Below are 22,872 nucleotides of genomic sequence, written 5' to 3'. Positions count from 1 at the left end.
AATATCTTTCGAATGAAAAAGAGAAATGCAGGAGAGTATTAACACCCTCCTGCAAAGAAGTTGAGGATTACTGCCAGCCGTAGCGGCGGCTATAAAAACCTTTCACGAGCTGGGTTAACGTCATGTAGCCCGCCAGAATCGCAATCAGCCACGGGAAGTAGCTCAGCGGCAGCGCCTGCAATTGCAGATAGTTGGCCAGCGGCGAGAACGGTAATGCAATGCCTACCGCCATGACCACCAGCGTCATCAGCATCAGCGGCCATGCGGCGCGGCTTTGGATGAACGGCACGCGGCGAGTACGGATCATATGCACAATCAGCGTTTGCGACAGCAGGCCTACCACGAACCAGCCAGACTGGAACAACGTCTGATGTTCTGGCGTATTCGCATGGAAGACGAACCACATCAGGCAAAATGTCAGAATGTCGAAGATCGAGCTGATTGGTCCAAAGAAGATCATAAAGCGCCCCAACTCGCTGGGATTCCAGCGCTGCGGCTTTTTGATCTGCTCTTCGTCGACGTTATCAAACGGAATCGCCACCTGGGATACATCGTACAGCAGGTTCTGAATCAGTAAGTGCAGCGGCAACATCGGCAGGAACGGTAAGAAGGCGCTCGCCACCAGCACGCTAAACACATTACCGAAGTTAGAACTGGCCGTCATTTTGATATACTTCAGCATGTTAGAAAAAGTACGGCGTCCTTCGATCACCCCTTCTTCCAGCACCATCAGACTCTTTTCCAGCAGGATGATATCAGCCGCTTCACGCGCAATATCAACCGCGCCGTCAACGGAGATACCAATGTCCGCCGCACGCAGCGCCGGGGCATCGTTAATGCCATCCCCCATAAAGCCAACCACATGACCTTCGCGCTTGAGCAGCGTGACAATGCGCTCTTTGTGCATCGGTGTCAGACGAGCAAACAGCGTGGTGCGCTGGGCCAGCGTTGCCAGCTCATCGTCGCTTAACCCTTCAATGTTGCTACCGATAACCACATCGCCCGCATCCAGCCCCACTTCGTGACACACTTTCGCCGCCACCAGCTCGCTATCGCCAGTCAGGATTTTCACCGTAATACCGCTGGCTTTCAGCGCTTTGAGCGCTGGCGCGGTGGTCTCTTTCGGCGGATCGAGGAACGCAATATAGCCTTCGAGGATCAGATCTGATTCATCAATACGCTGGTAATCGCCCTCACGCGCAGGCAGGTATTTCGTCGCCACCGCCACCACGCGCAGCCCCTGGCGGTTCAGCGTATCCGTGACGCGCTTCACCCGACGCAGCATGTTGTCATCTAACGGGACAACCTCACCGCTGTAGCGCACCTGGGTGCAGACGCTGAGGATCTCCTGCAGCGCGCCTTTGCACACCAGCTGATGCACATCGGTTTCTTCAGCGACCACCACCGACATGCGGCGGCGTTCGAAGTCAAACGGGATCTCATCAATTTTCTGCCAGCGGGTAGAGAGCTGGCGGGCTGATTCTTCGTCCACGCCTTCCAGCACTGCCGTATCCAGCAGATTCTTCAACCCGGTCTGGTAATGACTGTTCAACCACGCAGAATGCAGGACGTGCTCGCTGGGCTTACCAGATATATCTGTATGATTCTCAAGTACAATTTTGTCTTGTGTCAGGGTGCCCGTTTTATCGGTACACAGGATATCCATCGCGCCAAAGTTCTGAATGGCGTCGAGGTGTTTGACGATGACCTTTTGTTTTGACAGCTTCACCGCCCCACGCGCCAGCGTCGAGGTGACGATCATCGGCAGCATTTCCGGGGTCAGCCCCACCGCGACAGACAGGGCAAACAGCGCCGCTTCCCACCAGTCGCCTTTGGTATAGCCGTTGATGATGAGCACAATCGGCGCCATCACCAGCATAAAACGGATCAGCAGCATGCTGACGCGGCTGATCCCTTTCTGGAAAGCATTCTGCTCGCTTTCCTGCTCGCTGACACGGCCCGCCAGTTGCCCGAACCAGGTATTGGCTCCGGTCGCAATCACGATGGCCTGCGCCGTGCCGCTCACCACGTTGGTGCCCATAAAGCACAGGGTATCGCATTCGAGCGGGTTGCTTTGCTGCGGGTCGCGGCAGGTTGCGACTTTCTCCACCGGCAGCGATTCACCGGTCAGCGAAGCCTGGGCCACGAACAGGTCACGAGCCTGCACCACACGCAGATCGGCCGGGATCATATCCCCTGCCGCCAGCTTAATGATATCGCCGGGAACTAACTGGTCGATCGGCAGTTCAACCCAGCCGTTCTCTCCTTTCTCGTTGATAACGCGCAGCACCGTAGCGGTGTTACTGACCATAGCTTTCAGCGCATCTGCCGCTTTGGTGGAACGCGCCTCCTGCACAAAATTCAGCAGCGTAGAGATGACGACCATCAGAGCAATGACGCCAGCGGCAAACAGATCTTCGGTGGCATAGGAAATCGCACCGAGGATGGTCAACAAAATATTAAACGGGTTGCGGTAGCAGACCCACAGATGCACCCACCACGGCGACGGCTTCTGCGCCGGCAGTTGGTTCTCGCCATGTAATTCGCGAGCGTTTTCCACTTCTGCGGCGTTTAATCCTTCCGGGTGCGCGCCAAACGTTTTCCACAGCGCGGCTTCGTCCATCAGCGCCATTTTCAGACAATGTTCGCTCAGCGATGGTGGGATCGGCGTGCTGGCAACGGTCTGGGCATTAGGCAACGGATCGCGATGCACCAGACGATGTGGTAAATGGCGGTTTAGCCGGGCAAATAGCTGGCGAGTAATATTTTTGAACATAGGCAGTCCCTCTGCGCCAGTCTCAACAGGCGCAGTAAATCCTTCAGGCGTGGCAAAGCCTTACCTGATGGCAATATTAAAATCACAACAGGGACGTCAGAACGTCACTGTCTTACTGCTCCGGTAAGACAGTGAAAGACAGGCTTACCGGAAAGGGGAGTTTCTCCATCTCGGGAGAGGGGTGGGATCGGGATCCATATAGCCTCCGGTAAGTGAATGATTTGCGCTGCGGATTATACGCAGAAAACCATAAGGTTTGTGGCAATTATGGCAGTATGATAAACCATGGAAACTAAACCAAACGTATACCAGACTTTGCCCATTGCGCTGCGCTTGAGTAAAGTTATTCTCTATTTGGCATAACTTCACACGCAACACGGGAAAACAGGATGCAAAACCGGCTGACAATTAAAGACATCGCCCGCTTAAGCGGTGTGGGAAAATCAACCGTTTCCCGTGTGCTTAACAATGAAAGCGGCGTGAGCGAACGCACCCGCGCACGCGTTGAAGCGGTGATGAATCAGCACGGTTTTTCCCCTTCCCGCTCCGCACGCGCCATGCGCGGACAAAGTGACAAGGTGGTGGCGATCATCGTCACGCGTCTGGACTCGCTTTCGGAAAATCTCGCCGTGCAAACCATGCTGCCCGCCTTTTATGAGCAGGGTTACGACCCGATCATGATGGAAAGCCAGTTCTCGCCCGAGCTGGTTGAAGAGCATCTCGGCATGCTCAGACGCCGCAATATTGACGGCGTGGTGCTGTTTGGTTTTACCGGCATAAGTGAATCCATGCTCGCCTCCTGGCAGGATTCGCTGGTGCTGCTGGCAAGAGATGCCAAAGGCTTTGCCTCCGTCTGCTATGACGATGAAGGCGCCATTCGCACCCTGATGCAGCGTTTATACGATCGCGAGCATCGCCATATCAGCTTTCTTGGCGTTCCCCATAGCGACGTGACCACCGGTAAGCGCCGCCATGAAGCCTACCTGGCGTTCTGTAAGAAACACAAACTGCATCCTGTTGCCGCGCTACCGGGTCTTGCCATGAAGCAGGGTTATGAGCAGGCCGCCAACGTCATCACCCCGGAAACCACTGCCTTAGTCTGCGCGACGGATACCCTCGCCCTTGGTGTCAGCAAATATCTGCAAGAGCAGCGAATTGAGAATCTACAGCTGGCGAGCGTGGGCAGTACGCCGCTGATGAAATTCCTCCATCCGGAAATTATCACCGTCGATCCAGGATATGCCGAAGCCGGACGACAAGCGGCCTCGCAGCTGATCGAGCAGATCAACGGCCGTAGCGAACTACGACAAATCGTTATTCCTTCCACCCTCTCCTGATCGCTTTCTGAGCGTTAATTTGTGATCTTCGCTGCGTTTCGGGAACGTTCCCATTTTTAAAAAATCATCGACGATATACTCTGGCCACAGCAACGAGAGAGTTGCCAGATGGCGATGCTAAAACGTCTTATCCGGCCTACGGGGAACACACATCATCATGAGCAAAATAAAACAAGCAGACATCGACCGGCTGATTGAGCTGGTAGGCGGGCGCGACAATATCGCCACGGTAAGTCACTGCATTACTCGCCTGCGTTTTGTGCTGAATCAGCCTGCGAATGCCAGGCCAAAAGAGATCGAACAGTTGCCGATGGTCAAAGGCTGCTTCACCAACGCCGGGCAGTTTCAGGTAGTGATTGGCACCGAAGTGGGCGATTACTACAAAGCGCTGCTGGCGACAACCGGTCAGGCCAGCGCCGACAAAGAGCAGGCGAAAAAAGCCGCGCGGCAGAATATGAAATGGCACGAACAGCTGATTTCTCATTTTGCGGAGATCTTCTTCCCGCTGCTGCCAGCGCTGATTAGCGGCGGCTTGATCTTGGGGTTCCGTAATGTGATTGGCGATCTGCCCATGAGCAACGGGCAGACGCTGGCGCAGATGTACCCTTCGCTGAAAACCCTTTACGACTTCCTGTGGCTAATTGGCGAAGCGATCTTCTTCTATCTGCCGGTCGGGATCTGCTGGTCAGCAGTGAAGAAAATGGGCGGTACGCCGATCCTCGGTATTGTGCTGGGCGTGACCCTGGTTTCACCGCAGCTAATGAACGCCTATCTACTCGGTCAACAGGTACCGGAAGTGTGGAACTTCGGCCTGTTCAGCATTGAGAAAGTGGGCTATCAGGCGCAGGTTATTCCGGCACTGCTGGCCGGTCTGGCGCTCGGGTTTATTGAAACACGCATGAAACGCATCATCCCGGATTATCTATATCTGGTGATCGTCCCGGTGTGCTCGTTGATCCTTGCGGTGTTCCTCGCGCACGCCTTTATCGGTCCGTTTGGCCGCATGATCGGCGACGGTGTCGCGTTTGCGGTCCGTCATCTGCTGACCGGCAGCTTTGCCCCGATTGGCGCGGCGCTGTTCGGCTTCCTGTATGCCCCGCTGGTGATAACCGGCGTGCATCAGACCACGCTGGCTATCGACATGCAGATGATTCAGAGCATGGGCGGTACGCCGGTATGGCCGCTGATCGCACTGTCGAATATCGCTCAGGCCTCTGCGGTAGTCGGGATCATCATCTCCAGTCGCAAACACAATGAACGTGAGATCTCCGTTCCTGCCGCGATCTCCGCCTATCTCGGGGTCACTGAACCGGCCATGTACGGGATCAACCTGAAATACCGCTTCCCGATGCTGTGCGCGATGATCGGTTCCGGTCTCGCCGGACTGCTGTGCGGCCTGAACGGTGTGCTGGCGAACGGAATTGGCGTCGGCGGTTTGCCAGGCATCCTCTCCATCCAGCCGACTTACTGGCAGGTATTTGGCATGGCAATGGTCATTGCGATTGTTATCCCCATGGTACTGACCTCATTCGTTTATCAGCGTAAACACCGTATGGGCACACTACAAATTGTCTAACTTTTCTTCGGGGCGCAGTTGCGCCCCATCGTATTTCCAGGAAACAACCATGAATATTCCCTACTGGTGGCAAAACGGCGTCATCTATCAGGTTTACCCCAAGAGTTTTCAGGACACCACCGGCAACGGCACCGGCGATTTACGCGGCGTGACGCAGCGTCTCGGCTATCTGCAAACGCTGGGGGTTGATGCCATCTGGCTAACGCCGTTCTATATTTCGCCGCAGGTTGATAACGGCTACGACGTCGCGGATTACATGTCTGTCGATCCGGCCTACGGAACGCTTGCAGACTTTGACGAACTGGTGGCGCAGGCGAAAGCGCGCGGCATCCGTATTATTCTCGATATGGTGTTTAACCACACTTCAACCCAGCACCCCTGGTTTCGTGAGGCGCTGGATAAAGACAGCCCGTATCGTCAGTTTTACCTCTGGCGCGACGGTACGCCAGACAGTCTCCCGAATAACTGGCACTCCAAATTTGGCGGCAGCGCCTGGGGCTGGCACGCCGAAAGCGAGCAGTACTATCTGCACCTCTTTGCTCCGGAGCAGGCAGACCTGAACTGGGAGAACCCGGCGGTCCGCGCCGAGCTAAAAAAAGTGTGCGAGTTCTGGGCCGATCGCGGCGTGGACGGACTGCGTCTCGACGTGGTGAATCTTATCTCTAAAGATCAGGACTTCCCGAGCGATCCCGACGGCGATGGGCGGCGTTTTTATACCGACGGCCCGCGCGCGCATGCGTTTTTACGTGAAATGAATCGCGACGTCTTCACGCCCCGCGGCCTGATGACGGTCGGCGAAATGTCCTCCACCACGCTGGAAAACTGCCAGCAGTACGCCGCACTCGATGGCAGCGAACTGTCGATGACCTTCAACTTCCACCACCTGAAGGTGGATTACCCCAACGGTGAGAAGTGGACGTTAGCCAAACCCGACTATGTGGCGCTCAAAACCCTGTTTCGCCACTGGCAACAAGGCATGCACAATCAGGCCTGGAACGCGCTGTTCTGGTGTAACCACGACCAGCCACGCATCGTGTCGCGTTTTGGCGATGAAGGTAAATACCGCGTTCCGGCCGCAAAAATGCTGGCGATGGTGCTGCACGGTATGCAGGGCACGCCCTACATCTACCAGGGTGAAGAGATCGGCATGACCAATCCGCACTTCCGCCAGATTACCGATTACCGCGATGTGGAAAGCCATAACATGTTTGCCGCCCTGAACGGCCAGGGGCGCGATGCGCAAGAACTGCTGGCGATTCTCGCCAGTAAATCGCGCGATAACAGCCGCACGCCGATGCAGTGGGATGCCAGCAAACACGCGGGCTTTACCCAGGGTGAGCCGTGGATCAATCTGTGCGACAACGCAGCGGATATCAACGTGGCGGCAGCGCTGCGCGATACCGACTCGGTGTTCTATACCTATCAGAAGCTGATCGCATTGCGTAAAGCAGAGCCGGTTATCACCTGGGGCGACTATCAGGATCTGCTACCGGACAGCCCGCATCTGTGGTGCTATCAACGTGAATGGCAAGGACAGCGGTTGCTGGTCATTGCTAATCTGAGCGATACCTTCCAGAGCTGGCAGCCGACCCAGACCGACGGCAACTGGCAGGTGCTGATGCACAACTATGCCGAGGTCGCCAGCCAACCCGCAGACATGACGCTGCGTCCTTTTGAAGCCGTCTGGTGGTTGCAAAAATAGCTTGCAATTATGTTCAGGCCCGGTACGCATAACGCTGCCGGGCTTTGATGCCTACGCTCAGCTTACCTTTCTGTTTTTGTTGAATAATTAATCAGAATTTTCTGCCCACAATTTACAATCGGCTGTAGTGCCCGTCATCTGTACGCTCCGATTTTTACTTTGCGCTACATCAAATAAATCGTAAACATCCTTGATGCAAATCACTACATATAGAACTTAAAATGCACGCCGACCCAATATGTTGTATTAATCGACTACAATTGCTACAACTACAGTGCACCGCTTCACGGTGGAATTGTGGATAAAGTGGGTCAGGATTGCGGGAAGTCATTGGCAATAGAGATGAATAAAGCCCTGATGGCTTCCCCAACCTCTGTGGATAACCTGTTCTTATAAATATGGAGTGATCATGACACCGCATGTGATGAAACGAGATGGCTGTAAAGTGCCGTTTAAATCAGAGCGCATCAAAGAAGCCATTCTGCGTGCAGCTAAAGCAGCGGGAGTCGATGACGCAGATTACTGTGCCACCGTCGCAGAAGTCGTTAGTAGCCAGATGAATGAGCGCAGCAAGGTCGATATCAACGAGATCCAGACAGCGGTAGAAAACCAGCTAATGTCTGGCCCGTACAAACAACTCGCCCGTGCGTACATCGAATATCGCCACGACCGTGATATCCAGCGTGAAAAACGTGGCCGTCTGAACCAGGAAATTCGTGGTCTGGTTGAGCAAACCAACTCTGCTCTGCTGAATGAAAATGCCAACAAAGACAGCAAAGTGATCCCGACCCAGCGCGACCTGCTGGCCGGTATCGTTGCCAAACACTATGCGCGTCAGCACCTACTGCCGCGTGATGTCGTCCAGGCGCACGAGCGTGGTGATATTCACTATCACGATCTCGACTACTCTCCGTTCTTCCCAATGTTTAACTGCATGCTGATCGACCTGAAAGGCATGCTGACGCAGGGCTTTAAGATGGGTAACGCGGAGATTGAACCGCCAAAATCCATCTCTACCGCGACCGCCGTCACCGCGCAAATTATCGCGCAGGTCGCCAGCCATATTTATGGCGGCACCACCATTAACCGTATTGATGAAGTTCTCGCGCCGTTCGTTACCGAGAGCTTTAATAAACATCGTAAAACCGCTGAAGAGTGGCAGATCCCGGACGCCGACGGTTATGCCCATTCCCGTACCGAGAAAGAGTGCTACGACGCATTCCAGTCTCTCGAGTATGAAGTGAACACCCTGCATACCGCCAACGGTCAGACGCCGTTCGTGACCTTTGGTTTTGGTCTGGGAACCAGCTGGGAATCGCGTTTGATCCAGCAGTCCATTCTGCGTAACCGTATTGCCGGCCTGGGTAAAAATCGTAAAACCGCAGTGTTCCCGAAACTGGTGTTCGCGATTCGTGACGGTCTGAACCACAAGTTTGGCGATCCGAACTACGACATCAAGCAGCTGGCACTGGAGTGCGCGAGCAAGCGTATGTATCCGGACATCCTGAACTACGATCAGGTCGTCAAAGTGACCGGCTCGTTCAAAACGCCAATGGGCTGTCGCAGCTTCCTCGGCGTGTGGGAAAACGAGAACGGCGAGCAGATTCACGACGGGCGTAACAACCTCGGCGTTATCAGCCTCAACCTGCCGCGTATCGCGCTGGAAGCGCATGGCGATGAAGCCACCTTCTGGAAACTGCTTGACGATCGTCTGGTGCTGGCGCGTAAAGCGCTGATGACCCGCATTGCGCGCCTGGAAGGCGTGAAGGCCCGCGTGGCGCCAATTCTGTATATGGAAGGGGCCTGTGGCGTGCGTCTGAAAGCGGACGATGACGTGTCAGAAATCTTTAAAAATGGTCGTGCATCCATCTCTCTGGGCTACATCGGTATTCACGAAACCATCAATGCGCTGTTTGGCGACAAGCATGTGTATGACAGCGAGCAGCTGCGCGCCAAAGGTATCGCCATTGTGGAACGCCTGCGTCAGGCGGTCGATCAGTGGAAAGACGAAACTGGCTACGGCTCTAGCCTGTACAGCACGCCAAGTGAAAACCTGTGCGACCGTTTCTGCCGTCTGGATACCGCCGAATTTGGCGTGGTCCCGGGCGTGACCGACAAAGGCTACTACACCAACAGCTTCCATCTCGATGTGGAGAAGAAGGTTAACCCGTACGACAAGATCGATTTCGAAGCGCCGTACCCGCCGCTGGCAAGCGGGGGCTTCATTTGCTACGGCGAATACCCGAATATTCAGCACAACCTGAAAGCGCTGGAAGACGTCTGGGATTACAGCTATCAGCACGTGCCCTATTACGGGACCAACACGCCAATCGATGAATGCTACGAGTGCGGCTTTACCGGTGAATTTGAGTGCACCAGCAAAGGTTTTACCTGCCCGAAATGTGGTAACCACGACGCCGCCCGCGTATCGGTCACCCGCCGCGTCTGCGGTTATTTAGGCAGTCCGGACGCACGTCCGTTTAACGCCGGTAAGCAGGAAGAAGTGAAGCGCCGCGTTAAGCATTTAGGGAACGGGCAGATCGGTTAATTTAGACGATTTTATTGCCCGGCGATGCGACGCTTTTCGGGCCATTATTTCCGCAACGCAATTCACGTCATAGCAAGGCAGCAAATGAGTAAGTCCCGGGGAGCTTACATAAGTAAGTGACTCGGGCGCACGAACGCAGCTATGGCGCGAATTGATAAACGGATGAGAAGCGAAAATGAATTACCATCAGTATTACCCTGTCGACATCGTTAACGGTCCCGGCACTCGCTGTACCCTGTTTGTTTCAGGATGCGTGCATGAATGCCCCGGTTGCTATAACAAAAGCACCTGGCGGCTCAATTCCGGCCAGCCGTTTAGCAAAGAGATGGAAGACAAGATCATTGCCGATCTGAACGACACGCGTATTCACCGTCAGGGGATCTCGCTCTCCGGCGGCGATCCGCTGCATCCACAAAACGTGCCGGATATTCTGCAACTGGTGCAGCGCATTCGCGCTGAGTGTCCGGGAAAAGACATCTGGGTGTGGACCGGCTACAAGCTCGATGAACTCGATGCCGCGCAAATGCAGGTTGTCGATCTCATCAACGTGTTGGTCGATGGCAAATACGTGCAGGATCTCAAAGACCCGGCGCTAATCTGGCGCGGGAGCAGCAACCAGGTTGTGCATCATTTGCGTTAATTTCCAGCAGTAGAGGTTCTGTTTTCCACCCCTCAAAAACGGCTCACACACTCCATTGCAACTGTTTTGAACTCGCTGAAATTCCGGCATGCGCAGAGTCGCGTCATCGCGCGCTCGCGCAGGAAGGTGACGAAAATATCGTAGATCGCCATCGCTTCTTCGTATTCGCTTTTGCTGATGGCGAGCAGGAAGATCACATGCGCCGTTTCATCCCCCCAGGCGATACCCTGCGGGGCAAGGATGGTGTAGACCACCGTTTTCTTTGCCAGCAGACCGAGGGCGTGCGGCAGGGCAATGCTGTCACCCAGCATGGTGCTGACGATGGCCTCACGTTCAACCACCGAATCAAGAAACTCCGCATCGACAAAGCCTTCATCCTGCAACTGGCGACATAAAACGTTGAACAACGTTTGTTGATCCATTGGCTCGTCGATCACACGAAAATGGGCGGCATCGAAGAATTTGTTCAACATCCACGGACGGGTTCTGTCGACCAGCACCAGTTTGCCAATTTGCTCCAGTTGATAATCGGTAGGGAACGGTGCAATCATCACCACAGGCTTATCTTTTTCACCAACCCGCGCGGTAGAGATTACGAAATCTTCGCTGATACTTTCCCGCTGTTCGTAGTCGCGTAGCGTCACAGTATCGACGATTTCTATCTGCGGATACTTACGCGCCAGCACCGCTTCAATCATCCGCGCCATCGCATTTCCAGCATCGCATACCAGCAGAACTTTCGGCTGCCTCTGGTAACCGATGTTGTAACTACGCTCCAGCCCGACGCCAATATGCAGCACAAGGAAGCCAATCTCATTTTCACTGATGGTGTACGGCGTATATTTTCCCCATCCCGAGACGGCGGCCAGCGTCATGTCCCACGCCATCGGGTAGTGCTGTTTAATATTTTCCAGTAGCGGATTGGGGATCATTATCTGGTAACGCACCCGGGTGATCATCGTCTTAATATGCGTCAGCAGATCAGCATGTAACTGTTTGTCATTCAACAGGTTGTAGTTGTACTGGCTGTTGATAAACCGCAGGATGTAATTGACCAGCGCTTCGTCATCATCCGCATTGATGGCGCTGGGGGCGATCTCTTGTACCTGGCGGGCGGCGATATGCACCTGCAGCCAGTTCTCTTCGGAAACGGTAAGCGGTTTATCCGCCAGTCGGTGCAATACCGCTGCGATTTCCCGCGTGGCCAGGCACACTGATTGCTCGGCTTCTTCTGCGGCAAACTCCGGGAGGGGATACCCTTCGCTAATCCGCCGTACCGCCACCGCGCAGTACAACCGCAAAAACAGCTCCCCCTCATCGGTCAGGCGAATGTGAAAACGGGCAAAAATATCCTGCAAAACAGGTTGTAGCTGTTCAGGGATCCCGGCATTTAGTGCCTCTTGCGTCACTAGCGGGTGCTGTGGATCCTGCTGCGCCAGCGTCCATAGCAGATCGGTCAAACAGGCGCGGATCGCCATCTCGCTGCCAAACAGCTTCATACCGTGACGGGGGCGCGTTTCCAGCGTCAGATGATAACGTTGCAGATGCTCGCGCACCTCAGCCATATCGTTTTGCAGCGTCGCGCGGCTGATAAACCATTCATCAGCCAAATCCTCCAGCTTCAGCGAAAAGGCCGACGTCAGAAAACGAACCACCAGCCAGTGCACCCGCTCCTGGCTGGTGCGAGGGATGCGCAGCAACGCGTCTGGTCGCTGCGTTTGCAGGGCATGATAACGTACCGGGTCGTCAACTTTGAGTTGATAACCGTTACCTCGGCTGAGGACAAACTGCGCGCCGTACTGGCTGAGCAGCGCGTTTAGCGCGGTGATATCCGCTCGTACGGTGCGTGTGGAAACCGACAACCGCTGCGCCAGCTCGTCCTGTGGAAGCGCTTCGTTTTGCAGCATGCCAAACAGCTGCGCTAAACGTTGGTTGGGGAATCGCACGTCAGTTTCCTCATCAGTCAGTTAGCCTACGCAGGCCCGGGTCATCGCCATCAGCTGGCGCACGTCGTCCGGTCGGGTGTTACCACTCACCTTATCAATAATCGAACTATAGATGTGAGGAATGATTTTGCTCACTCCGGCATCCAGGGCGATCTGCAAAATTTCAGTGAAATTATCCAGATCGATACCGCCAGTTGGCTCCAGCCAGAAGTCATGGCGGGCGCAGGCCTGGGCAACTGCAATGTATTCCTCACGGCACTTCAGGCCACCCATTGGGAAGTATTTAATCGAGCTCCCCCCCATGTCTTTGAGCAACGCAATCGCGGTTTCTACCGGCACAATGCCGTCCGGCGTCTGGCTGCTCAGCGGACCGGTGGAGATTTTCACCCTGCCCGGTGTGCCGGTTGGCGAGACCAGACCGTTGACCACCGTCTCCTGCTGACCCAGCAGCCCGCGGCTGGTCGCCACGCCGGTAAAGACCTGATTAACATGCTGTGGCTGCACCTGACGGGAGATTTCACTGACCATCGCCGACTGGTTTGGATCGCCCGCCCCCAGCCCCACGGAGAGGGCATTGTCGATAAGCGCTGCGTATTCACGCATATCCGCAACCGCGCTTGCGACATCCGGGTAATTTTTTGACAACACACCGACCAGCACGTGTCCTTCCGCCGCCGCGTAAATATCCCGGGCATTTTCTTTGGAGCCCGCCAGCACGTTCAGGCAGACGCGGTCGCGATAAAAGTTAGGGGTCAGTTTCATGCTTTTTTCTCCTGCGAAATCACTTCACCAATTCGACGGGCCACAATCTCCAGTTGCGCGCGATCCACGCTGCGCACATCGGCTTCGATAATGCCTTCGTTAGCTTTGTAACCACGGAAGTAAATCGCGTACTCTCCCTGCTTGAGCGCGTCGACCAGTTCACCTGTGGCGATGCCGGTTGCCGCTTCGTCAAACTTAATTTCCGTGCGCGCGATGTCGCGCCCTGCGCTGTCCCACACCACGCGGGCGCTTACGCCGTGAAGCTGGTTTAACGCATTAATGAACGGCGTCATTTTCTCGACCATCTCCGCGCCGCTCTCTTTCTGCGCGTTCAGATACAGTTCGATGGCGCAGGTCAGGCCAAGAATCCCCTCTTTGCCCACCTTCATCGCCCGACCAATCCCCGCGGTCTGGCGCTTCACCCACTCAACGTATTGGGTTTTGCCAATCACCAGGCCGCTGGTTGGCCCTTCAATCGCCTTCGCACCGCTATAAATCACCAGATCCGCACCAACCCGGTAGTAGCACTGCAAATCCTCTTCCGCCGCCGCATCCACGATTAGCGGCAGATTATGCGTACGCGCCACCACCGCAGCCTGTTCCACGCTGAGCATACTTTTCTGGACGCAGTGGTGAGATTTGATATACAGAATGGCCGCCGTGCGTGGCGTAATGGCCGCCGCCAGCTGAGTGGCGGAACATTCGTTGGCATAACCCGCTTCCACGAGCTTGCCGCCGCCGAGCGCCACCATGGTGCCAACCGGAGCGCCAAAGTTGACGTTGTGGCCTCTGGGCAGCACGATTTCGTTGTTCTCGATCGGCGCGACGTGCAGGTTCTCCAGCAGCCAGTCGCTGCCCTTAACCAGCACTCCAGCCACTGACAGGGCGATTCCGGCCGAAGCGCAGGAGACGACGGTAGCCCCTTCCACCTCCAGCAATTTCGCAATGTAGTCACCGGTCTTATTGACCAGGTCTTTCATCTCAAAATATTGATTCATCCCCGCCATTGCAGCCTCAACCACTTCTGGTCGTGGCGTAGAAACGCCGAGCGCCGTCATGCGGCCTGAGGTGTTAATCACCTGTTTTAAATTGTATTTCTCAAAAATCGAAGGCATGTTCCGCGCTCCCTTGTTCGGTCATATAGCCCTTGCCCGCACGTATTGCGGCAAGCGGCACCAGCAGTTGTTCAGCCTGCAGGCTGTCGTTTTCTGCATCTACCAGCACGGTTGGCTGGCGCTTAAGCGTAAAGAGGGTTAAATCGGCATCCAGACCAACCTGCAGTCGCCCTTTCTGTTTCAGGCGCAGACCATCGGCGGCATTGGCAGTAACGCACTCAATGACCTGCGGTAGCGACATCCCAATGGCGAGAAATTTCGACATCACATTCGCCAGGGAATACACCGGGCCGCTGATACGGTTGCGACAATAAATATCGGAGCTGATGGTGTGCGGCAAAATGCCCAGACCAATAGCGCGTTTTGCCACCGCAAAGCTCAGGCTGGCGGTGCCATGCCCAACGTCCAGACGCACACCGCGTGAAATCGCCCGCGTCACTGACGCCCGCAACTCGCCTTGCGGCGTCAGAATGCGATTCGGCTTACCGTTGTAGCAGTGGGTAATGATGTCGCCCGCGGTCAGGCGTTCGGCGATCTCATCCAGATCCGGCGGATTGTTGCCGATGTGCACCATCAGCGGCAGGTCACCGTTCTGCGCTTGCATCGCTTTGGCGCGCTCCAGTGGCGTAATGCCGTTTTCACCGACCACGCTGCTGCTCATGCGCGCCTTCAGGCCGACGATAAAATCAGGATGGCGCTTCACCGCCTGTCGCACCGCATCGGCGTCAATGTTGGCCATATTAGCCAGCTCGTTCTGGGCGATAAGCCCAACGCGGGAAATATTCAGCAGCGCATACACTTCGGTGGTCGCTTCCCGGGTCAGGGTATAAAAATCATCGATATCATCCGCCCCGGTACTGCCCGCATCCACCACCGTGGTAACGCCGGTAGCTATACCGACGCTGTCCGGCTGGTCGTGATAAATCGGGGATTTCGGGTAGCAGTGAACGTGGGAATCAATCCAACCTGCGCTGACGTAGTACTCGCCGCCCAGTTCGATGGTTTTCAGCGCCGGGCCATCAACGTCGCCCAACGCCGCAATTTTGCCGTCTTTGAGCGCAATATCGCTCACCGTATCGTCAACGAGGCGCGCACGGCGCAGGAGTAAATCAAACATCGCACTCTCCTTTGCCGGATGGCGGCGCAACTGCCTCATCCGGCCTACAAATCAACAGTTAGCTAATGGCAATCGGGAAGATGGACCCGAGGATCATCGCCCCAAGGATCGCCCCGCCGGTGATCGGTTTCTGCCACAGGTAAAACAGCAGCGCGCCCGCCAGTGAACCGATGCCGATAGGGATAGACGCCGTCATCGCGCTGAGGATAATCAATGGCCCGAGGAAGCGGCCGGAGGCGTTACCGGCCCCCATCATGACATCCGCACCGTAGGTCGAGTCGCTCTGATTGATGGTGAACTTACGCGCCAGAATAATGATGTAGCCAATCGCCAGACCAATCACCAGACCGGTGACCAGCGACGCTGCGAAGTTGGCAACCGGGAAGATAATACCTGCGCCCAACAGCAGCGCCGGAACACCTAACCCGACCCCGGTCTGAATCGCCCCGCCAATATCCAGAATCCCCACCAGCGAACCTTCAATGATGCGGGCAAACAGGAAGCTTGCACCAAATGCCGCCACCGCCCCGTAGGAGCCAGTGTCCATTCCCGCCTTCAGCATCGCCACAAAAGCGACTTCGTTAAATGCGCCAATCCCGTACAGGTAGTACATGTGCGTTCCGGCAAATACGCCAGAGGAGAGCAGGCCAACGAAGATCGGGAACGACCAGTCAGCGAACCAAAAACCTTTATTCTGTTCCATGATGGCCTCCGTTATTTGCCGCTGAGCGAGTTGTGGATAAGTTCGAGCCAGTTAGGCACGGTCAGATGGAAGGATTCGATCATCTTCATGTCGAAGCCGCGGAAGAAGCCGCTCAGGACAAACAGCGCGACGATAGCCACCATCATCACTTTAGTGACGTGGTTCCAGCCGCTCTCTTCCACGCCTTTACCGATCAGAATGCCAAGGACCAGACCCGGAACGGCGTTGCCCATAATCAGCTGCGCCGCGCCGCCAAAGACGGTGGCCCAGAAGCCTGATTTTTTACCGGCATCGATCGCCGCCAGCCAGAAGATCACTGGCATCACGGTGTTAACCAGCAGGTTAGCCGCAGGCACCAGCACCTTGACGGCGGTCACCTGCAACGCTTCCGGTACGGATGACGCTGTGAGGTTCAGGAAGGTCACGACGATCATCCCGATAACGCCGCAGGCAATCGCCATGCGCTTGGGATCGTGCAGCGTTTCACCGACGTTGCGGTTTTTAACCATCAGCGCAGCAGCGCCCCAGTTGGGGATGATGCGATGGTCGACGTCCTGAGTGAACGCCCCCGCCGCAACGGAGGAAGCCCAGGCGTTAAAGAAAAAGCCCAGGCCGAACGAGAAGTGAGAAGCCGGATCCCCTTCGCAGGAATTCAGTTCTCCCAGAGTACGAAACGCGCCCATCCCTTGAGTGGTAGGCGCATGAAACATGCGTGCAGCCCCAGCGCCGACACCGACGCCAACCAGGCCGCCGATGATGAGCGATTTTATTAATATTATCAGGAACATAATTATGCCTTTTAATAAAGAATCAGCGTTGCGTAACGAAATCCACCTTGTCGAGATTGATGGCAGTCACGTTGACGGTCACGTCCAGCTCCACGCTGAAGGTGCGTCTTTCCCGGCGCAAAAAGAGGAATAAAAATGCCTCTTTGCGCACCGATTCACGCGCTTGAACAACCTGCACATCCTGTGGCTCAATACGCAGTAAGATATGCGGCGACGCTTTCATCACCGCTGCCTGAACGTGGTTCAGGGCATCGGCAAAGGCGCGCGCTTTGGCCTCGCCCTTGCCAGTGACTCTCACCGTGGTGGTGAATTGTTCTTTCATGCTTAAGCGCCGTGTTTCTTTTGCCACGCCTGTACCAGGCGCTCACCGAGTTCTTCTTTGTCCATAAAACCGAACCCCAGCACGTTGCAACCTTCGTTGATGGCCGTGACCCCTTCATCAACCGAGCGCATGCCGTATTTCGCCTTGTAGCCGTATTTGGTCTGCGCGGTAATCGCACCCGCGCCGCCACTGCCGCAAAACGAGATGCCAAAGGTGGCGTTTTCCGCTTTCATCACGTCACCCAGCTTCATATCTGCCGCAACGCCCGGCACCACAACCGCACGGCCGCCCGCTTTCTCAACGCCTGCCGCCACTTTCTGGCCTTTACCCAGACGATCGCCAATCACTACGGTAATCTGTTCCATCTTTTGCTCCTTAAAGGTTGTCTTTCGCGACTTCGAAGTGCACCGACAGCAGCCAGGCCTCTTCCTCAGGAAGATTGCCAAACTCAGCGACCACGTCACGGGCAAGCGCCATTGATTCGGCAGAAATTTCATCAAACAAGCTGGCATCGACTTCTGGTAAGGGTTCACCCGTTACCGAGCGGTGCGCCATGGCGCGAACATGCGACGTCAGCATCTGTTCCTGTACAGCGTTGGGAATAATGTGGCGTTCACGCAGCAAGGCATACACCTGCGCCAGCATGCGGTCGGCCAGTTCCACCGATTCCCCCATGTCATTCATTACAGCTCCGTTATTCACTCGTCTTACCCCACTAGTGGCTCTGAGGGTAACTTAGCGGCGGGGGTTAAAAGTTTGTAGCGAGTTGTTTTCCACTTCGAAGTGGAAAGGGGCGCAGCGATAGTGATCTGTGCCGCAAAAAGGGCTGGGACCACGATTAATCACTGGAAGAATGTGATTGAGATCGCAAGAGTGAGCAGCAAAATGGAAGGAAATGCGAACAATGAATGGACGATAAAAATGAAAAAATGTGATGGGGATAGCGTTTACTTATGGGATGCAGGGGCGCAGCGTCTTATCCGGCCTACGGTTATGCAGGCCGGACAGAGTAGATTAGCGGAACTTCTTGTGGTTTTCGTTGCGCGTTTTTTTCAGGTCTTCCGCAACGGCTTTGGCCTCTTTGACTTTACCTTCGTTCGCCAGTTTAAGCGCGCCGTCAATCTGACCGATCAGCGTGTCAAAGCCGTGGCGGAAATCTTTCATCTCCGCACTGTCCGGGGATTTGCTCTCCAGCTTCGGCGGCGTTCCCTTTTGAGCATCCAGCGCGGCTGCACGCATTTTGGTCAACGCGTCTTTCAGTTCAGTCGCATTGTCCGTTTTTTCGACGATCTTCAGGTTGTCGTTGAGGATCCCCATGTCATCTTCGAGATCGGCTGCAAACGCAGAAGAACCAAGAACCAGCGTTGAAGCCGCGACGATCGCTAACAGGTGTTTACGCATTGCTCACTTCCTTTTTTATTATTAAAAAAATTAACGCCTTAACGAGTATCATTGCCCGGCGATTTTCATCTCCGGTAACAATACAGAACCGCACTGTATATTACTGCGTGTTTCAATATCGTTGCCTACGGTCACAATATTGCGCCACATCTCTTTTAAGTTCCCGGCGATGGTAATTTCACTCACCGGATACTGAATTTCGCCGTTTTCGACCCAAAAACCCGCCGCGCCGCGCGAGTAATCGCCGGTAATGCCGCTAACGCCCTGCCCCATCAGCTCGGTAACCACAAGACCTGTGCCCATCTCTTTGAGCAACTGCTCGAAGCTTAGACCCTGTCCCGGAATTCGCCAGTTGTGGATCCCGCCCGCATGACCGGTGCTCTTCAGTCCCAGCTTACGTGCGGAATAGTTGGTCAGCAGCCATTGGGTCAGCACGCCGTCTTTAACAATGTCACGGCGTTCGGTCCGTACGCCTTCGCTATCGAACGGCGACGACGCCAGCCCTTTCAGCAGGTGCGGATGTTCTTCAATAGTCAGCCATTCCGGCAGAATTTGCTTGCCCAGCGAGTCGAGCAGGAAGGTGGATTTACGGTACACCGAACCACCGGCAATCGCGCCGACCAGATGTCCGAACAGCCCAGTCGCTACTTCGTTGGCAAAAATCACCGGCGCTTTCATGGTGGAAAGTTTACGCGGAGAGAGGCGAGATAAGGTACGGCGAGCACAGTCTGCCCCCACCCATTCCGGCGTTTGCAGATCGCCCATCGCCCGGCCAATGGTGTAGGCGTAATCACGCTCCATATCGCCATTTTCTTCCGCGATGACGCAGCTGGAAAGAGAGTGACGCGTGGAACAGTAGCCCTGCAGCATCCCGTGACTGTTACCAAACACTTTGATGCCATAGTGGCTGTTAAAACTGCCACCCTCGGTATTGGTGATACGCTTATCGGCCTGTAGCGCCGCCTGTTCCGCGCGGGCTGCCAGTTCGATAGCTTCGTCAGGGGACACTTCCGCCGGGTGGAACAGATCCAAATCGGGCGCATCAAAGGCCAGCAGTTCTTTATCTGCCACGCCCGCGCACGGGTCCGGTGAGGTGTAACGTGCAATATCCAGCGCGGCCTGCACGGTACGTGCAATCGCCTGCGGGCTTAAATCGGTGGACGATGCGCTGCCCTTACGGTTTTGGTGATAAACCGTAATCCCCAGCGCGCCATCGCTATTGAATTCTACGTTCTCCACTTCACCATAACGGGTGCTGACGCTAATACCCGTGGTCTTGCTCACAGCGACTTCCGCGCCATCCGACTTACCTGACGCTAATTCCAGTGCCGTCGAGACCGCTTCTTCCAGAATCTTACGCTGCGCTTCAACTTGTGAGATTACTTTCATCGCAAATGCCATAATGTAGAGAGAGTTTCTCTGAAGTCTAACAGAGAACCGTTTTTCAGTGCGCATCTTAACTGGTAACATTAGCCTCTTTTTTTAAGGAGCCTGACATGACTAAGCAGCCCGAAGACTGGCTCGACGACGTTCCCGGTGATGACATCGAAGACGAAGACGATGAAATTATCTGGGTTAGTAAAAGTGAAATAAAACGTGACGCCGAGGAGTTAAAACACCTGGGTGTGGAACTGGTGAAACTGGGGAAAAACGCGCTGGATAAAATCCCGCTCGACGCGGATTTACGTGCCGCGATTGAGTTGGCCCAGCGTATTAAGATGGAAGGTCGCCGCCGCCAGCTGCAGCTGATTGGCAAAATGTTGCGCCAGCGCGATGTTGATCCTATCCGTCAGGCGCTGGACAAGCTGAAAAACCGTCACAACCAACAGGTTGTACTGTTTCACAAGCTTGAGCAACTGCGCGATCGCCTGATCGCCGAAGGTGATGATGCGGTAGCGGAAGTGCTGAACTTGTGGCCAAACGCCGATCGCCAGCAGCTTCGTTCTCTGGTTCGCAATGCGAAGAAAGAGCAAGAAGGCAACAAGCCGCCGAAATCAGCACGTCAGATTTTCCAGTATCTGCGTGAACTGGCGGAAAACGAAATCTAACCTCTTCGTCTGCAGAAAGTGCCGGATGATGTAAATACTTCATCCGGCCTGGATTCTGTGCTCTTACTGCTGGGGCTGCATTTCGCCCATAGCGTTCTCTGACTGACTCTCTTCATGCAGATACTGCTTATCTAAAATCTTCACGAACGGTGTATAAATCGCGGTGGCGATAACCAGATTCACGGCCTGTAAAACAATGCCTGAAATCCCGGTGGTGAGGAAACCAGAAATAAAGATCGGCGTTGTCCAGGGAATGGAGATACCAGAGGTGGGGGGAACCCAGCCGAATGCGATAACCACATAAGTAACCGTACACAGCACCATTGGGGTAATGATAAACGGGATAAGCATCAGCGGATTAAGCACGATTGGCAAACCAAAAATAACCGGCTCATTAATGTTAAAAATTGCCGCCGGTGCCGCCAGCCGTGAGAGCTGCTTTAATCGCGTACTTTTGGCAACCATAAAGATGCTAATCAACAGTGCCCCGGTAAAACCCGTACCGCCGGCAATCAAATAGACATCCCTGAACTGCTGAGTAATGATGTTGGTCGCTACCAGCCCGGCCTGAGTTTGCGCCAGGTTCTGCGCACTGAGCGTTTGCCAGATAGGCCCCATTACGGATGTCATGATAGAGTCGCCATGGATCCCAAAGAACCAGAAGAAACTGATCATCATCTCAGCAATCAGTTGCGATAAGAGGGAATTCCCCAGATACAGCAACGGCTGTTGCAGCATGACGCTGATAAATTTCCCCGGCGTACCAAAAGGCGTGTTCTCAAACAGCACCTTGACGATAATCCAGAACAGTAGCACTAAGAAGATAGGTACCAGCGATTTAAACGACCTGGCAATCTCTGGCGGGACACTCGCAGGCATCTTGATGGTAAAAGCCCTGTTTTCCAGAAACTGAACCACCTTGATGGTGACCACAGTGACGATAATCCCTAAGAACATCGATTCAGAGCTAAAGTCGATCAGCGCGTAAGCATCGACGACGATTTCTCCCGATCCTGTCGTAATATGACCAGGCGACATTAAGAAGAAGATCGCCACCGGTAAAATAGCGGAACTTTGGCTGAGATTAAGCTTTTCAACTAACTCCTTTGAGAAGGTGATAATCACCAGCAGCGTCATTAATCCGTAGCTGGCGTTAATCCCGTAATTGAGCTTATCCAGCACGCCTTCCCCTAACAGCGAACTCATAAACTCGTGATAGCCGTTAACAGGAAAGTTGGTTAACAATACGAAAAATGAACCGACAATCAAAAAGGGAATCAGGGCAATAAACGCATTTTTTAGTGCGGTCAGGTAGATGTTTGACGAGATTTTCTCGGCCAGTGGCAACATCTTTTGTTCGAGTAGAGAGGTTATGCTCATGCCCGCTTACCCTATAAGGTTTTTTGTCACGTAATAATTAACCTGCGGGAACTGCTTGATATAGATGGCAGGAACCTGAGTGTGGTGCGCATCGCCGTTAACAATCCCCTGATAAATATCTTTTTTCGCATCGTGGTTGATGATGACAATCACCTTTCCAGCCTTGATGATTTTATTCAGCCCGACGGTAATACCCTCGGTGAGGGTGACATCTCCGGAGAAGTATTTATGGCTGGCGACGTTAATTGTTACGTCATCCAGTTGAGTTTGTAGATAATCCTCATCAAACGGCACGCCCGGCTCGTTTAAGCCGATATGCCCGTTCATTCCCACGCCCAGAATTACATAGTCAAACTCTTCACCGTTGAGCGCAGTTTGGTAATGGGCAATATTTTGTGCCGTAGAGGCAAACGGATTGAAATGGACTAACCGCACCGGATAGGCACATTTGTGCACAAAGTCCTGATTAATCATGTTCAGGCAGCTGCCATCTGATTCGCTGGGCACGTTGACCCACTCATCCAGCGCAAAGAAGGTAAGGCGTTCGGCAAACGGTGTCGCTGCCAGTGCTTCGTAAATCCAGTGAGGCGTGCTACCGGAGGGGATCAGCACGCGAGAATGTGGTTTGAGCGCGGATAGCTCACTAACGACCTGTTCAGCCAGCGCGGCATTGGTATCAAACGTTGTACATTTCATCCGTTTCTTCTCGCT

The 22,872-nt window shown here is 54.5% G+C and carries 20 protein-coding genes; 6 read left to right on the top strand and 14 right to left on the bottom strand.

The window, feature by feature from the left end; all coding sequences use genetic code 11:
- Positions 1–67: 67 nt before the first annotated feature.
- Positions 68–2,776, bottom strand: a complete 2,709-nt coding sequence (gene mgtA / locus HV229_RS02730) for a magnesium-translocating P-type ATPase (RefSeq protein ID WP_181546862.1) — start codon at positions 2,774–2,776, stop codon at positions 68–70.
- A gap of 389 nt (positions 2,777–3,165) precedes the next feature.
- On the opposite strand from mgtA, the gene treR reads away from it, so the two are divergent.
- From treR to nrdG, 5 genes are all read left to right on the top strand, one after another.
- Positions 3,166–4,113, top strand: coding sequence for a trehalose operon repressor TreR (gene treR / locus HV229_RS02725; RefSeq protein WP_181546860.1), 948 nt, complete (start codon positions 3,166–3,168; stop codon positions 4,111–4,113).
- 157 nt (positions 4,114–4,270) lie between these two features.
- Positions 4,271–5,689, top strand: coding sequence for a PTS trehalose transporter subunit IIBC (gene treB / locus HV229_RS02720; RefSeq protein ID WP_181546857.1), 1,419 nt, complete (start codon positions 4,271–4,273; stop codon positions 5,687–5,689).
- Between the two features lie 49 nt (positions 5,690–5,738).
- The gene (gene treC, locus HV229_RS02715; RefSeq protein ID WP_181546855.1) at positions 5,739–7,391 is read left to right on the top strand and encodes an alpha,alpha-phosphotrehalase; all 1,653 of its coding nucleotides are present in this window, start codon (positions 5,739–5,741) and stop codon (positions 7,389–7,391) included.
- A 409-nt stretch (positions 7,392–7,800) separates the two neighbouring features.
- A complete protein-coding gene (gene nrdD, locus HV229_RS02710; RefSeq protein WP_181546853.1) occupies positions 7,801–9,939 on the top strand; it encodes an anaerobic ribonucleoside-triphosphate reductase in 2,139 nt (712 codons plus the stop codon).
- 175 nt (positions 9,940–10,114) lie between these two features.
- Complete coding sequence (gene nrdG / locus HV229_RS02705) at positions 10,115–10,579, top strand: anaerobic ribonucleoside-triphosphate reductase-activating protein (RefSeq protein ID WP_016151476.1); 465 nt, start codon at positions 10,115–10,117, stop codon at positions 10,577–10,579.
- A gap of 32 nt (positions 10,580–10,611) precedes the next feature.
- On the opposite strand, the gene HV229_RS02700 is transcribed toward nrdG, so the two are convergent.
- The 11 genes from HV229_RS02700 to pmbA form a co-directional block, all read right to left on the bottom strand.
- Positions 10,612–12,525 carry a PRD domain-containing protein gene (locus tag HV229_RS02700; RefSeq protein WP_181546851.1) on the bottom strand — a complete coding sequence of 638 codons (1,914 nt, stop codon included), beginning with the start codon at positions 12,523–12,525 and terminating at the stop codon, positions 10,612–10,614.
- A 21-nt stretch (positions 12,526–12,546) separates the two neighbouring features.
- Positions 12,547–13,287, bottom strand: a complete 741-nt coding sequence (locus HV229_RS02695; protein ID WP_181546848.1) for a KDGP aldolase family protein — start codon at positions 13,285–13,287, stop codon at positions 12,547–12,549.
- On the bottom strand, positions 13,284–14,402 hold the full coding sequence (locus HV229_RS02690; RefSeq protein ID WP_181546846.1) for a DgaE family pyridoxal phosphate-dependent ammonia lyase: 1,119 nt from the start codon (positions 14,400–14,402) through the stop codon (positions 13,284–13,286). The genes HV229_RS02695 and HV229_RS02690 overlap by 4 nt, the downstream gene beginning before the upstream one ends.
- Positions 14,386–15,519 carry an amidohydrolase/deacetylase family metallohydrolase gene (locus HV229_RS02685; RefSeq protein WP_047358560.1) on the bottom strand — a complete coding sequence of 378 codons (1,134 nt, stop codon included), beginning with the start codon at positions 15,517–15,519 and terminating at the stop codon, positions 14,386–14,388. The genes HV229_RS02690 and HV229_RS02685 overlap by 17 nt, the downstream gene beginning before the upstream one ends.
- A gap of 58 nt (positions 15,520–15,577) precedes the next feature.
- Entirely contained in the window at positions 15,578–16,222 is a 645-nt protein-coding gene (locus tag HV229_RS02680) for a DUF4310 family protein (protein WP_003830379.1), read from the bottom strand.
- 11 nt (positions 16,223–16,233) lie between these two features.
- Positions 16,234–17,010 carry a DUF4311 domain-containing protein gene (locus tag HV229_RS02675; protein ID WP_005134210.1) on the bottom strand — a complete coding sequence of 259 codons (777 nt, stop codon included), beginning with the start codon at positions 17,008–17,010 and terminating at the stop codon, positions 16,234–16,236.
- Positions 17,011–17,032: 22 nt separating this feature from the next.
- Complete coding sequence (locus HV229_RS02670; RefSeq protein ID WP_016151468.1) at positions 17,033–17,332, bottom strand: DUF4312 family protein; 300 nt, start codon at positions 17,330–17,332, stop codon at positions 17,033–17,035.
- 2 nt (positions 17,333–17,334) lie between these two features.
- On the bottom strand, positions 17,335–17,697 hold the full coding sequence (locus tag HV229_RS02665) for an SFCGS family glycine-rich protein (RefSeq protein WP_003830384.1): 363 nt from the start codon (positions 17,695–17,697) through the stop codon (positions 17,335–17,337).
- 10 nt (positions 17,698–17,707) lie between these two features.
- Positions 17,708–18,016 (bottom strand): PRD domain-containing protein, encoded by a 309-nt coding sequence (locus HV229_RS02660; RefSeq protein WP_016151467.1) that lies wholly within the window; start codon positions 18,014–18,016, stop codon positions 17,708–17,710.
- Positions 18,017–18,346: 330 nt separating this feature from the next.
- Positions 18,347–18,733, bottom strand: coding sequence for a cytochrome b562 (gene cybC, locus HV229_RS02655; protein WP_016155540.1), 387 nt, complete (start codon positions 18,731–18,733; stop codon positions 18,347–18,349).
- A gap of 48 nt (positions 18,734–18,781) precedes the next feature.
- Positions 18,782–20,134, bottom strand: coding sequence for a metalloprotease PmbA (gene pmbA / locus HV229_RS02650; RefSeq protein ID WP_047358563.1), 1,353 nt, complete (start codon positions 20,132–20,134; stop codon positions 18,782–18,784).
- Positions 20,135–20,229: 95 nt separating this feature from the next.
- Here pmbA and yjgA point away from each other — a divergent pair, with 95 nt between their 5' ends.
- Positions 20,230–20,781, top strand: coding sequence for a ribosome biogenesis factor YjgA (gene yjgA / locus HV229_RS02645; protein WP_016151465.1), 552 nt, complete (start codon positions 20,230–20,232; stop codon positions 20,779–20,781).
- 63 nt (positions 20,782–20,844) lie between these two features.
- Here the strand turns inward: yjgA and HV229_RS02640 are convergent, their stop codons facing one another.
- Both HV229_RS02640 and HV229_RS02635 read right to left on the bottom strand, forming a co-directional pair.
- On the bottom strand, positions 20,845–22,161 hold the full coding sequence (locus HV229_RS02640; RefSeq protein ID WP_049270638.1) for a PTS transporter subunit EIIC: 1,317 nt from the start codon (positions 22,159–22,161) through the stop codon (positions 20,845–20,847).
- 6 nt (positions 22,162–22,167) lie between these two features.
- A complete protein-coding gene (locus HV229_RS02635) occupies positions 22,168–22,857 on the bottom strand; it encodes a 6-phosphogluconolactonase (RefSeq protein ID WP_181546844.1) in 690 nt (229 codons plus the stop codon).
- Between the last annotated feature and the right edge of the window lie 15 nt (positions 22,858–22,872).

Source organism: Citrobacter sp. RHBSTW-00524, from assembly GCF_013747755.1.
In the GTDB taxonomy this organism is placed as follows: domain Bacteria; phylum Pseudomonadota; class Gammaproteobacteria; order Enterobacterales; family Enterobacteriaceae; genus Citrobacter; species Citrobacter braakii.
The sequence above is the reverse complement of the archived record's forward strand: the minus strand, read 5'-3'. Positions and strand labels throughout refer to the sequence as shown.